The following is a 13,131-nucleotide window of genomic DNA, read 5'->3' on the forward strand; positions in this document are numbered from 1 at the left end:
ATTTTAAGACCGAACCGATCGATCCAAGAAATGAAATCCCGAATATCTTTAAGAGCAGCAAGCAATAGTAATAGCGAAAAGCTAGCATTTATATTATAAATAAAACAAACGATTAGTTGGTTGGAAGAGTTCCTACAGGGAATATCCAATAATTTACTGGGATTAGAGTGAGTAGTTAGTCTTTGCTTTCACAAGTTTTAACTCAATTAAAAATGTGTAAACCCATAAATCGACTATAATGAAAAAAAAAGAATCAAAAACGGAAAAGGTTGAAGCAGTTGATAATCAAAAAGTCAGCGCACTGAGACCTCATACCGCTGATGCTACAGGTCAAGAGATGACAACGGATCAGGGAGTCAAAATTAATGATGATCAAAATTCGTTACGGGCAGGTGATCGAGGTGCAACGCTCTTAGAGGATTTTATTCTACGGGAAAAGATCACCCATTTCGATCACGAACGCATTCCGGAGCGTGTTGTGCATGCTCGAGGGTCTGGTGCACATGGTGTTTTTAAATTATATAAGCCTTTGAGTGAGTTAACAAAAGCAGGCTTTTTGAACAAAACCGAAATAGAAACGCCTGTGTTCGTTCGTTTCTCAACAGTTGCTGGATCAAGGGGATCAACAGATTTGGCACGCGATGTACGTGGTTTTGCCGTCAAATTTTATACTGAAGAAGGTAATTTCGATTTGGTCGGTAATAATATGCCGGTATTCTTTATTCAGGATGCCATGAAATTCCCAGATCTTGTTCATGCGGTAAAACCCGAACCTGATAATGAAATTCCACAGGCTGCATCGGCCCACGATACATTTTGGGACTTTATTTCTTTGATGCCCGAGTCGGCACATATGATCATGTGGTTAATGAGTGATCGTGCCATACCTCGTAGCTATCGTATGATGGAGGGTTTTGGAGTGCATACTTTTCGATTTATCAATGCCCAAGGAGAATCAAATTTTGTTAAATTTCATTGGAAACCAATGCTCGGAGTTCATTCTGTTGCATGGGATGAAGCTCAAAATATTTCTGGAAAAGATCCCGATTTTCACCGGAGGGACCTTTGGGAAGCTATCGAAAGTGGTGCCTTTCCAGAATGGGAGCTTGGCGTACAAATCATCCCTGAAGCTGACGAATTTAAGTACGAATTTGACCTATTGGATTCGACGAAGCTTGTTCCTGAAGAACTTGTACCCGTATTGCCTATAGGTAAAATGACATTGAATCGAAACCCGGATAATTTCTTCGCTGAAACAGAGCAGGTTGCCTTCCATATTGGCAACATTGTCCCCGGAATCGATTTTACGAATGACCCGCTCTTACAGGGGCGTTTATTCTCCTATACAGATACCCAGTTGATTCGCCTAGGAGGTCCCAATTTTCACGAAATTCCGATTAACAGACCTATTAGTCCATCTCACAATAACCAACGTGATGGATTTATGCGTCAACGAATCGACCGCGGGAAGACAAGTTATGGACCAAATTCGTTGGGGGATAATTATCCGCTGCAAGTTAAGGAAGAAGCAGGAGGATTTAAGAGTTACCAAGAGCGTATTGATGCGAGAAAAGTTCGTGCAAGAAGTGATAGTTTCCGAGACCATTTTAGCCAGGCACGATTATTTTATAATAGTCAATCTGAGCCAGAGAGGAACCACATTATCGACGCGTTCAGTTTCGAATTAGGAAAAGTAAAATCAGTTCCGGTAAGACAGCGAATGATTGGAATATTATCTTTGGTTGATAAGAGCCTAGCAGGCGAAGTAGCCGCCGCTCTGGGGCTGGAGGTACAGGAAAAGCTCGAAACTCCAATTAATAAAAGTCTACCAGCAGATGCAAATCCTTCCGACTATGAGCCTATTGAAGTTAAAGTGAAATTAAAAAAATCGGCTGCGTTAAGTATGGAAAATACTGTTAAAGATACGATTGCAAGCCGAAAAATCGCGGTACTTGCTGCTGATGGTGTAGACGCAAGTTCGCTCAAAATTGTGACAGATGCTATCCAATCAGAAGGAGGCATCGTTCATATAATCTCACCAAAGTTAGGTCAAATTACAGGTTCAGATCATAAGCCGATCCAAGTTGAGGAAAGCTTCTTGACGGCAGCATCCGTACTGTATGATGGTATATACGTGCCGGGAGGAGAGGCCAGCGTGAACAAATTACAATCCAATCCTGATGCAATTCATTTTCTAAATGAGGGTTTTAAGCACTGTAAAGCTATTGCCGCGGATTCGGAGGCCCGTCCAGTATTGGATGCTACCTATTTTCTCAGTAATGCGCCGGAGTTTGACGGAGGCTCTCCCTTGGACGCGGGGTTAATCATTGAAGGTGACGTGAAGTCTTTAGCTGATAAATTTATTAAGGCAATTGGCAAACATCGGTTTTGGGAGCGTGAAAAAAAACGTAAGGTTCCAGCATAGTCTTAAAATAAATAGCCCGCATAAGCGGGCTATTTATTTTAAGAAAGTGTCATTCTGTAAAAGGGCAACTGCGGCATCATTCCCTTGTTGGGCGGCTAAGTCAACTACAGATAGCCCACGCGTGTCAAGCAAACTTGTATTTGCACCGTGTTGCAGCAAAAGTTGAAGAACTTCATTTCGACCAAACATGGCTGCAAACATGAGCGCAGTGCCGCCGTTGCCATGCTGCAAATTTAAATTTGCACCATAACTTATTAATAGTTTAGCAATATCGTAATAGCCTTTAAAAGCTACTCCCATAAGCGCTGTATTTCCACCATAGTCCTGAGCATTCACATCGGCACCAGCTTCCAATAATAATTTGGCTGCGGCGAGTTTATTATTGTAGCAGGCAATTATCAACGCCGTATAGCCCTTGCTATCACGAGTATTGACATCAGTGTGCTGAGAGATCAATTCACGTAGAACTTCGATATTGCCTAAGCGAGCGGCGTGTATCATAACTTCTGAATTTTGTATCATAGTGGATAAGTTTTTGTTTCAAGTTTATTGAAATTGATTGGTGACTTACAACGTTTTTTCTTAGTCTGAACAATGCTGTAGGATAAAATGTTTGCCGACAATTTAATTTTTATTTAAAATAAACTACCATCCTTGCTGTATGGCAGTTCATAGAAAAAGCCGAACCAGGACGTGTTCGGCTTTCAAAATCTTCAGCTTTCTCTATCACGCTAGGCGGCACCGCGAATAACGCGTAGCAGTACAACAATAATAGCAATAACTAATAGTACGTGGATGATATTTCCTGTAGCATATCCTCCGAAAAAGCTAATTGCCCAAATGATAACTAAAATAACAGCGATGATGTACAATAAATTTCCCATAATTTTTGATTTGTTTTTTCCAGTAGAACATCATTCGCATACGTATAGTTTGTTTTGATAAATTATTTTAGATCGATTTAAGTGTTCAGTTTATGATACGGTTGGCACATTCTTTTTTCTAAACTAAATCGTTAAGATGTATTGTCAACGTATTTCTAACATTTTAATAGTATATAAATACCTTATTATCTTTTTTTAATCGTGCTCATTTTTTGATTGCCATTTAAATTATATGGAATATATGTGTTGAAGCTTGCTAATTAGGCTTAGAAGAGTTGGAAAACGTATTTCTACTCGGAGCAATGTGATTTCTCGTTCAAGCAAAAAAGGGTTTAAAGTGTAGCACTCTTCTTGTTACCCTAAGCTTGTAAAACCATTTTAAACAATCAGTTGAACAAAGAAAGAGGATAAGTTATGAACAATTACAATTTAAACGTACTCATTAACGAAAAAAGAAGTTTGCTTAATCATTTTGCTGCCAAGTTTACAGCTGATCCGGATGAAAAGGAAGATCTGATACAAGAGACATGGATTAGAGCATTGAAGTCAATAGATGAATTTGTACAACATCCAAAATTGATGAGCTGGTTATATGTCATTATGAAGCATACGTACATCAATAAGTATCGAAAAGCAAAACGAATTACTGAAATTCAAGATCAGTACGTCGTTTTAGAAAGTACAAATACAACTGAACATAATAAAGGAATAAATAAATTCATGGCTGAAGATATTGAAAAAGCGATGACGAGCTTAACTTCAGATAATTATGAAATTTTCCGCCTGTTTTTGGACGGTTATAAATATCACGAAATCGCATCGTATTTTGATATGCCAGAAGGTACTGTTAAAACTAGAATACACATGGTGCGTAAAAAACTCCAAAAACAGCTTAAAGTGTATAGGATGAACTAGCAGTCCCCAGTAGATTACATATCAGCGAGTCAATACCTGATTTGCTGATATGTATTACTGAAAAACTACATACTTTCTAGATCAACCAACACAATGCTCACAGATCCAATGGTCTTTGATACTATTGCTCTAATCTTTCTACCGATTAAACGGATGTAGAGTTTTTAAAAGGTCTAAATTCAAGTATAATAACCTCCCTTAATTCACAGTGTTACGGACGCCTTAATGGCCTTAACCGGTCGAAAGGTATGTTGAAAAGTGCTAACCAAATGATACCCTTTCCAGAATTAATATTAATCATTTTCCGTAGAAGCAAATGAAAATTTAACCGACTTTTGAGGATAAGCCTCCATGCTTTTGCGGCTTGTGTTTTTAATGATGGTTTTTAGGCTAACACGGTCACCCAATTTATAGTAAGTTTCTACGGTCTGATAATCCAGTAGGTAAGGGCCGCAAAAATAGTTTCCATTGTCATCTTTCTCTATAACTCCTTGATAAAGCCCTTCTTTAGTCTCTTTTGGCATATTTATTTGATTTGAATCACAAAGGTAGCAAGAGTATTTGAAGAATATCATAGGAAAAATAAAATTAGATTATATTAGGGGAAAAGAGTGTCATTTCCTTGATTGTTTCCACAGAAATCGTCATCATCGAGTTCTAAATCCAAAGAAAGAAATGTAGTGCGGTTAGAGAGTGATTTCGTCTAAATGAGTCCATTAGAAACAGAAAATATAGCATTGTTTTTCTCGTTAGATTTCTATAAATTCACCACATAAAAATAAAAGAACGAATCAGAATAAACCAAAAATAATGAACGAGTTAGAAAGTTATTTCCGGAATAATGATGCAAAATTGATTAATAAATGGATGCATTATTTCGATATATACGACAGACATTTTAGTCGTTTTAAAGGCAAAGATATCGTCGTTTTAGAAGTGGGGGTTTTTCAGGGAGGAAGCCTTCAGATGTGGAAAAACTACTTTGGTGATCGCGCGAAAATATACGGTATTGACATCAACCCGCATTGTAAGGAGCTCGAAGAACAGAATGTGGAGATATTTATTGGCTCACAGTCTGACCGAAAATTCCTGCGTCAGGTAAAAGAATCTATTCCACCGATTGATATTTTAATCGATGATGGCGGCCATACCATGAAACAGCAGATTGTGACTTTTGAAGAACTTTTTGATCATGTAAAAGATACTGGAGTTTATCTGTGCGAAGATCTGCACACATCTTATCAAGTGTTTTATGGTGGGGGACATAAAAGGAATGGAACTTTTATTGAATATAGTAAGAATTTCATCGATTACATCAACGCCTACCATTCGGAGCAACGTGGGTTGAAAGTAAACGGATTTACACGTTCGGTAAGCTCGCTCCACTATTACGACAGTATTTTAGTTGTGGAGAAGAACCGAAGAGATGATGCGCCAATACATATGAAAACAGGAAAGGCAACAGTAAAGGATTTCAATGCAGCACCCACAGGAATTGATGGGTTAAAATGGAAAGTTAAAAAGCCTGCCTTGACGATGATCAATAAGTTGCTGCGTTTTTTTCGTATAGGTGGCTTTATGTGGCGCTAGGAATGTAAAAGACAAAAAAAAGCGGATCAATTGATATTGATCCGCCTTCAGGGTAAGTAATCGGGCTCGAACCGACGACCCCTAGAACCACAATCTAGTGCTCTAACCAACTGAGCTATACCTACCGTGATTTTGATGTCACAAAAGTAGTATTATACCTGATATTTTCCAAATGTTTTTTAAACTTTTTAATTAAACAATTGTCTATCAAAAGATAGAATTTTTATTTTTACCAAGTTGGCGAATTTTACATTAGTATTTGGATAATATTTCGAGGTTAATTGGATAAATAGGCAACTTGGTCTTTAATTTGTACAGTATAATTTATGGGAAAATTTTTAAAATTTTTAATTGTCGTAGCCATTTTGGTAGTGGGCGGTTGGTTTATCTACAATAAATACAATAGCGGTCCGTTAGTGGAAAGTAAGCATCAGTTGTTAGTGGATCGTATTGAGGCTATGGGGAAATTAGAATTGGTGAAATATCGTTATAGTGATGTTGTAGAACATAAGAATGTCAATACATTTTTACCTGATGCAAGTGTATTATTAATTGTCAAAGCGGATGCAGTAGGGTGTGTAAATCTGACGAAACTTACCCCGGAAGATATTGAAGTGATTGGGGATTCAGTCGCTATCAGGTTACCGGCTCCTGAAATTTGCTATATTAAGATCGACCATGAAGCGTCCAAGGTATATGATACTAAAATGGCCTTTATGAGAGAAGCCGAACTTGTAGATGAAGCGTATAAAGCTGCAGAAAAGGCAGTTGCAGATGATGTTAAAAAATCAGATATTCTTCAGCAAACCAAAGCGAACGCCAATACGGTTTTTAAACCACTTCTGCAGGGCTTGGGATTCACGAAAATCAATTTGACTTTCAAATAACTTTAAATAGGAGAGCTAGAAGATGTTATGATGCTCTAGCTCTCGCTAATGAATTGATTACATGTTCTTCGAATAAAAGAGAATTGACGGTTATCCAAATTCTATTGGAATAACTGTAGCAAATTCTCGCACGCTATTACCGCGTCGTCGATGTGTCTGGCTGAGGTGTCGGCGGTATTTCTCCTCTAGATTGTGCAGAATTAGTGTCACGATATTGTATTGTTGTAGTATCATTTGGGACAGAGTCCCGCATTAGCTCTTTTGATTTCTCATCATCGGTCTTCGCGCTGTTACATCCGAAAGCGGCAAAACAAACCAGCCCAACGGTAATTAATTTTGTTAGATTTTTCATATTTACTTTATTATTTAATCATTGTATGCAGTCGCATACGCTCAACTGGAGAACAACGTTCAAATTGAAAGTGTTTCGAATTTAATTTATCTATTGTTACAGGAATGAGGTTTGTTCTTATTTTTTGTTGAAAAAATAGAATTCTAAAGAACTTTATAAAGTTGAAGGCTGTTCATTTATGCATACCTTAAACAAACCTGGTTCTGAATATGGCATTAATAGATAATATTATATAGTTATAAAATAATAAACGAAAAAGACATGGCAACAAAAAACGAAAATCGTGTAGTCGGAACAGAGATGGAGAAGAAAAAAAAAGTTAAACTAGGTGTGAATGGCGAAGTCATTCGGGCTGTAAATGATAAGGATGAAGGCGATGCAGAGGCTGGGGTAGACCCGCAGGTCGATCAACTTAACGATATGCCGAATGATCCTACAGATAGGCCTAAGGAAAGTAAGAAGTAAAAGAGACCCGCAATTCAGCGGGTCTCTTTTATCATCCACGCTATTCATTTATAATAACGCTATTTTTTTTCATGTTTATTAACAGCATTCGTACCACCTGAACTTTTTGTCGTATTCATGATATATGTGTTTATTTTTACTTATACATTGAACATGTTGCAGCATATAATGGTTGACTGTTTAAGTACCTATGGAATCGTTCTATTACGCTTTATTCTTTCTATCCTTAGCGAATTCTTTAATAATCGATTTATTGAAGACCGGCAGATCATCTGGTGTGCGACTCGTGATGAGTTTATCATCGACTACCACCTCGCTGTCCTCCCATAAGGCGCCTGCATTAATAAGGTCCATTTGAATAGCTGCAACAGAGGTAATCTTTTTATCACGCACCAAATCTGCATTAATCAACAATTGAGGACCGTGGCAAATTGCTGCAATCGGTTTGTCCCGTTCCCAAAACGCGTTGATCAATGCAATAGCAGTTTTATTCGTCCTCAATTTATCAGGACTTATCACTCCTCCTGGAAGAAGTAAAGCATCGTATCGATCCTCCTCTGCTTCTTGGAGAGCAACATCGACTGGATAATCATTTGACCATTCATCTCCACTTTTTGCTCTAACTTTTCCATCAGCAGGCGATATGATATCCGTCTTTGCGCCCGCATTTTCCAGTGCTTCTTTAGGGCTTGTTAATTCAACTTCTTCAAAACCATCCGCAACCAATATAGCGATCCGTTTATTCTTTAAATTTTCCATGTAATTAAATTTTAATGATATCCTTTATTTACTGTTATATAACCGATTCAAATCGTCTAAAGTTTGAAATAAGATAATTTAACGTGAACAATTAGGCTATTAGCTTCCTAAATTGCTTCATCAAATCCGAACCATCAATCTGAAAGTAACCAATGAATGATGTATCCCATTAGATATCGATAAGAGCATAAGCCCTATCGTTTCCGTGATGCGCTCTCAGTACAGGCACTGCTACGTTGTAAATCGGTATTCCAGTGGGCGATAGGGCTTCGAATTTTCCAGCATGTGCATGGCCGTGGAAGGCGGCGCTAACTTTACGACGTTGTAGTGGCTCCATTAAATGTGTAGAGCCTAAAAACGGATAGATTTGTTCGGGTTCTCCTGAAACAGTCTCTGCGATAGGTGCATAATGGAGCAAAGCGACTTTTTTTATAGTCGCATGTTCTTGCTCAAGCCGTGCCAACGCGCGGTCCAGCAGCAAAGACTCATTGACAGCTTCCTGAACAAAACTTTTCATGGCGTCTTCCCCAAACATTGAGAGCATGTAGCGGTCAAATCCACCACCAAAACCTTTCACTCCTGCAAATCCAATGTTTTCGACTACAGTGGCTTCTCCATCAAGAACAATAATTTTATTGTCAATCAAAATCTGGCGAATCTGCTTATGTCGTCCTTTTTCATAATCGTGGTTACCTAATACCGCAAGCACCGGAATTTTTACGGACTGCAGTTCCGAGATAAGTAACTCAGCTTCTTCCTCATCGCCAGTGTCGGTTAAATCACCACATAATAGTAGCACTTTGGCTTTCTCTGAAATTTCTTCAAAAGCTATTTTCCATTTTCCCTGCTGACTCACATTCATATGTATATCGCCCAAGGCGGCTATCGTTGTTTTGTTCATATCAAACAGTTTTTATCGTATAAGATTTATAGTCCCAGTGTTTAATGTCGATCTCGTATTGTGTCTGATCAATTAGCGGTCCCAAGCATACTTTTTCAAGGCATGGAGGTAGGTTATACTGATCCGATGCGCGTAGGAGAAGCTCGTCAAATAGTCCTTTTGGGATAATGTCGCGATAATCATGTGGATACGTAAATTGAAAAATCAGTATCTGTGCAAGCAACAGATGCCAGTGCTGATCCATTCGCACCAATAAATGATCCCAATCAAGTTTGTTTCCGTATTTTAAAAAAATGTGATTAATATCAGCACTATCGTGTCGCTCTCTATTCTGTACATACAGCTTACACCAGACCAACTCCTCTGCTGGTATATAGCGCACTTTGGTGTCAAAAAGAATTCCTTCTGGACCTCGATCAAACCAATCCTGCTGTACTGTACAATAGTGATTGACACTATCAAAAATGATGTCGATAAAATAAGGGTCTTTGTAGATCTTAGCCAGCCACCTAACATCGGTCAATTCCGTTTGATAGCCGTTTGCCGCAAAATGCTTAAGAATTTTAGGGTATTCACTGCTTTTGCAAAATATATCGAGATCTTTTGTAGGCCTTATTATTCCCGTATAGTGGAACATTGCTAATGCTCCGCCTACCATGAATTGGCTATCACTCTGCTGTAAAAGTTGAAGGGTGTCCTGGAAGAAGTTAAGGCAATCTTCAGGTAAATTATCTAAATGAATCATGTAATCTGCTTTTTTTTATAAACAGCCAACTAAATCGAGTGGTTTGGCGACCAGTGTTTAAAGGGTATAAGGCACATCAGTAATAAGTAGAAGTACTCAATTTGAAAATCGCGACCGCTGAGATGCCGGCTGCATATGTTCTAGTTAAAGAGTATGTACACGAGATATTATTCGCGTGGATGATAACCACAACTTAATGAAACAGTAAAAGGTTAAACTATTAAATAGAAGATAATGGTAAAATACATGTATTTAGCAATTGTAATTGCAGCTGTGTCAACCGCATGCGGTGACGCTAACAAGCATAGCGAAGTAGAATATAAAACAGACACAATAACCCAACAAAGTGGCCTTCCATTGGACAACATCCATCGAAGCCGATCGCAGGATAGGACCAAGGAAAATGAGCAAAGTAAGGAACAGGGAGTTCCGTTGGATAACTTACACAGAGACAAGCCCTCGGACTAGAATTATCTCGACAATAATTTATACGGCGGCTCTGGGAACAAACCCAATTAAACCCATAATAAAAAAGAAATAAGGAGTATGCTAACTATTAAGGGTGTAATAAATCGCACCGTACTTAAGTTAAGTTTGTTGATTCAACTTAGCTTATTCATTTCTACATTGTACGCGCAAAAAGTTGATTCCGCTTTAAGGGCTAAGGATTCGATCGCTTTAATCGATTCATTACCTGAAAACCCAGTCGCCTCAGCCAGAAATTTGCTCGAAAAATGGCGTATGGAGGTAGACCATTCTTATGCCGAGTTTGACAGCGTGAAACGGAGAGTGGCCTGGCAAAGAACAAACAACGAGTTGGTTGTGCCAAATCAAGTACAACGGTACATCCAAGAGGTTAAACCCCCTTTGCTTTCTTTACAGAAGAAAGTGGATATGCTGAAAAAGCAGACAGTTCCTCAGGATTCTACTGGAATTTCCTGGCGCGCAATTCAAGATAGTGCGGCTACTTTAGGGCGGAATATTGAATCACTTCTATTAGACATGAAGGATCTTAGCGACAAAGCCCAGCAGCAAGAGAAGGTGGTCCAGGCAGCTTCAGGTATTACCACTTGGCTTCATTGGAAACATATTATACAAAAGAATCTTGAGCAAGATGGCTTCTCGCAAAGTTATTATGACACTGGATGGGACGGCCGCGTTCTACTTATCATATTCAGTTTTGCCTATTTTTATTGGTTATATCAGATGCGGAGAAGCGCAGTGGGGGCGGATGAAGCTTTACCTTTACATCGCAATCAGCCATGGTGGATTCCAATTCTGAAATATGCAATATTCTTTCTCATTCTACTACCCTTGACCTCGCTTAGAATTCCAGTGTTTGTGCTGGAAATGACCTATCTACTTGTGTTTGCATTTTTATACTTACTGATACGTGCCGCGTTGTCGGATATACAAGTTAAAGTCATGCAGTCCATTTTCTTTTACTATACTGCGGTTTTGGTCAGCAATTTAATTTTAGACGTAGATTGGATTTCACGGACCATAGTTGTCCTTGTCAACCTTTTGGGACTCCGTTTACTCTGGGGGCTGCGATGGAATAGCGACGGAAAAGCACCATTCAATCACTTAGGATCAACAGCACGATGGTTATTACTATTTTTTTGTATCGTAGCGATCATATGTAATATTTTGGGTTTCCTAAATTTAGCACGCACATTCAATATCGCAGGTGCTGTAGGATTGTTGCAAACATTATCGATGCGCGCATTTCGTGATATGCTCGCTCATGATGTGGTTAATTCTTATGAAAATTCAAGGAATGACCAATTTATAAATCGTTTTGATAAGCATAAAATGATTGCAGCATTGCACCGAATAACTGGATTTTTTTCTTTTATATTGGCCATTATCATCTGGGCAAACACTTTGCATATTACGAGTGAGCTACGCCGGTTAGGTGACCGACTATTGAATAGCACGCACACCATCGGCAGTGTGACCTATACATATGGTGATGTTCTCTTAGCCTTTGTAGTAATATGGACCGCAAACTGGATTCAAAAGAACTTAAAAGATCTTCTTGATCGGCCGACCTCAAAAGTAAATCAGCGTCCTAATGCATTGTTGCCGCTCGTGCGTGTCGTAATTTTTATTATTGGGTTTCTTATCGGAATACGTATCCTAGGCTTGGGTGTTGACAAACTCACTGTGATTATAGGTGCATTGAGTGTTGGTATAGGTCTAGGCTTGCAAAATATAATCAACAATTTCGTCTCGGGCGTTATCTTAGTATTTGAGCGGCCATTTAAGGTTGGAGATTATGTCGAACTTGCAGACAAAAAAGGACAAGTTATGCAAGTCGGAATCCGATCCAGTACCTTGCTGACCGATCAGGGTGCGCAAGTAATTATACCAAATGGTGATCTGCTCTCAGGTCGATTAGTCAATTGGACATTTGACGATTCAGATATCCGATTGAACCTCCAGCTAACGATCATCACAGCCCGAAATATCGAAGATTGGAAAAAATGGTTGCGGGATACCATTTCTTCTTTTGATGAGATTGATCTCAGTCTCGATGTAAAAATTTTAACGAAAGACATTACGGCAGACGCCTATGTTATATCCGTTCAAGTAGGTTTGAAGAATGTGAAAAAAATCGAGCGCTTTAGAAGCAGTTTTCTAGAGAAAGTTAGAGCCGAAGCCATCCGCTGTGATTCAAAGGTGACTTCGGCCTAATGGAGGCTACTTACTTTCAGACCGGTAATAAATCCAGCCCCGCAAATTTTCCAGTTCGTCGCTATTTTTGAGATCAATCAAATTATTGATGCCTAGTTTAGCAGATAATGTTCCAAATTCATCAATTTCGTGAACCGGATAAAATAGAACATTTTCATTGGGCATGTCTACATTACCCTGCAGCCATTTATAGCCCGCAGCTTGCAGGTTGTCGATAAATGTATCAGTGACTGCCTCCAAATAGTGCATCATTTTATTAATCCAAATAAGTTCATCATTAGTTCGCGCTGGATAATGCTCTGCTACATAATCTTGTATTAGTTGCTCGCCCTCTACGTCCCAACCGTCACGAATCATCGCCAACCCCATCGCTCTTACTTCCTCTTGATAAAAATCTTGGCCGTAAACCATCATGATATCCCCAGCTATTGGGCTCTCTTCAATTTTGGCACGTAAGGCCATCTGTCTATTAAGCAGTTCGTGTACGTAGTCAAATGTGTGTTCCATA

General features: G+C 38.9%; 14 protein-coding genes and 1 tRNA gene. 7 read left to right on the forward strand and 8 right to left on the reverse strand.

The window, feature by feature from the left end:
• The first annotated feature begins 238 nt into the window (after positions 1–238).
• On the forward strand, positions 239–2,425 hold the full coding sequence (locus VXM68_RS15415) for a catalase (RefSeq protein WP_367209263.1): 2,187 nt from the start codon (positions 239–241) through the stop codon (positions 2,423–2,425).
• A gap of 33 nt (positions 2,426–2,458) precedes the next feature.
• On the opposite strand, the gene VXM68_RS15420 is transcribed toward VXM68_RS15415, so the two are convergent.
• A complete protein-coding gene (locus tag VXM68_RS15420; protein ID WP_367209264.1) occupies positions 2,459–2,926 on the reverse strand; it encodes an ankyrin repeat domain-containing protein in 468 nt (155 codons plus the stop codon).
• A gap of 230 nt (positions 2,927–3,156) precedes the next feature.
• Complete coding sequence (locus tag VXM68_RS15425; RefSeq protein ID WP_115048587.1) at positions 3,157–3,309, reverse strand: lmo0937 family membrane protein; 153 nt, start codon at positions 3,307–3,309, stop codon at positions 3,157–3,159.
• Positions 3,310–3,723: 414 nt separating this feature from the next.
• On the opposite strand from VXM68_RS15425, the gene VXM68_RS15430 reads away from it, so the two are divergent.
• The gene (locus tag VXM68_RS15430) at positions 3,724–4,224 is read left to right on the forward strand and encodes an RNA polymerase sigma factor (RefSeq protein WP_293952754.1); all 501 of its coding nucleotides are present in this window, start codon (positions 3,724–3,726) and stop codon (positions 4,222–4,224) included.
• A 293-nt stretch (positions 4,225–4,517) separates the two neighbouring features.
• Here the strand turns inward: VXM68_RS15430 and VXM68_RS15435 are convergent, their stop codons facing one another.
• Positions 4,518–4,748 carry a hypothetical protein gene (locus tag VXM68_RS15435; RefSeq protein ID WP_293952756.1) on the reverse strand — a complete coding sequence of 77 codons (231 nt, stop codon included), beginning with the start codon at positions 4,746–4,748 and terminating at the stop codon, positions 4,518–4,520.
• 286 nt (positions 4,749–5,034) lie between these two features.
• Here VXM68_RS15435 and VXM68_RS15440 point away from each other — a divergent pair, with 286 nt between their 5' ends.
• Complete coding sequence (locus tag VXM68_RS15440) at positions 5,035–5,814, forward strand: class I SAM-dependent methyltransferase (protein WP_294186354.1); 780 nt, start codon at positions 5,035–5,037, stop codon at positions 5,812–5,814.
• Between the two features lie 51 nt (positions 5,815–5,865).
• Here the strand turns inward: VXM68_RS15440 and VXM68_RS15445 are convergent.
• Positions 5,866–5,939, reverse strand: a tRNA-His gene (locus tag VXM68_RS15445).
• 201 nt (positions 5,940–6,140) lie between these two features.
• Between VXM68_RS15445 and VXM68_RS15450 the strand changes: the two genes are divergently transcribed.
• Together VXM68_RS15450 and VXM68_RS15455 are read left to right on the forward strand one after the other, a co-directional pair.
• A complete protein-coding gene (locus VXM68_RS15450) occupies positions 6,141–6,701 on the forward strand; it encodes a DUF4230 domain-containing protein (RefSeq protein ID WP_294186352.1) in 561 nt (186 codons plus the stop codon).
• A gap of 613 nt (positions 6,702–7,314) precedes the next feature.
• Positions 7,315–7,518, forward strand: a complete 204-nt coding sequence (locus tag VXM68_RS15455) for a hypothetical protein (RefSeq protein ID WP_294349853.1) — start codon at positions 7,315–7,317, stop codon at positions 7,516–7,518.
• A gap of 204 nt (positions 7,519–7,722) precedes the next feature.
• Here VXM68_RS15455 and VXM68_RS15460 read toward each other — a convergent pair whose 3' ends face one another.
• The 3 genes from VXM68_RS15460 to VXM68_RS15470 all read right to left on the reverse strand — a co-directional run bounded on the left by VXM68_RS15460 (position 7,723) and on the right by VXM68_RS15470 (position 9,923).
• Positions 7,723–8,277, reverse strand: a complete 555-nt coding sequence (locus tag VXM68_RS15460) for a type 1 glutamine amidotransferase domain-containing protein (protein WP_294349854.1) — start codon at positions 8,275–8,277, stop codon at positions 7,723–7,725.
• Between the two features lie 169 nt (positions 8,278–8,446).
• On the reverse strand, positions 8,447–9,178 hold the full coding sequence (locus VXM68_RS15465) for a metallophosphoesterase (RefSeq protein WP_293952766.1): 732 nt from the start codon (positions 9,176–9,178) through the stop codon (positions 8,447–8,449).
• Between the two features lies 1 nt (position 9,179).
• Positions 9,180–9,923 (reverse strand): hypothetical protein, encoded by a 744-nt coding sequence (locus VXM68_RS15470; RefSeq protein ID WP_293952768.1) that lies wholly within the window; start codon positions 9,921–9,923, stop codon positions 9,180–9,182.
• Positions 9,924–10,169: 246 nt separating this feature from the next.
• Between VXM68_RS15470 and VXM68_RS15475 the strand changes: the two genes are divergently transcribed.
• Together VXM68_RS15475 and VXM68_RS15480 are read left to right on the forward strand one after the other, a co-directional pair.
• On the forward strand, positions 10,170–10,391 hold the full coding sequence (locus VXM68_RS15475; protein WP_293952769.1) for a hypothetical protein: 222 nt from the start codon (positions 10,170–10,172) through the stop codon (positions 10,389–10,391).
• A gap of 78 nt (positions 10,392–10,469) precedes the next feature.
• A complete protein-coding gene (locus VXM68_RS15480; protein WP_367209266.1) occupies positions 10,470–12,623 on the forward strand; it encodes a mechanosensitive ion channel family protein in 2,154 nt (717 codons plus the stop codon).
• Positions 12,624–12,629: 6 nt separating this feature from the next.
• Here the strand turns inward: VXM68_RS15480 and VXM68_RS15485 are convergent, their stop codons facing one another.
• Positions 12,630–13,130: a hypothetical protein gene (locus VXM68_RS15485; protein ID WP_293952773.1), complete on the reverse strand. Its 501-nt coding sequence runs from the start codon at positions 13,128–13,130 to the stop codon at positions 12,630–12,632.
• Between the last annotated feature and the right edge of the window lies 1 nt (position 13,131).

The sequence above is a fragment of the Sphingobacterium sp. R2 genome, assembly GCF_040760075.1.
Classification (GTDB): domain Bacteria; phylum Bacteroidota; class Bacteroidia; order Sphingobacteriales; family Sphingobacteriaceae; genus Sphingobacterium.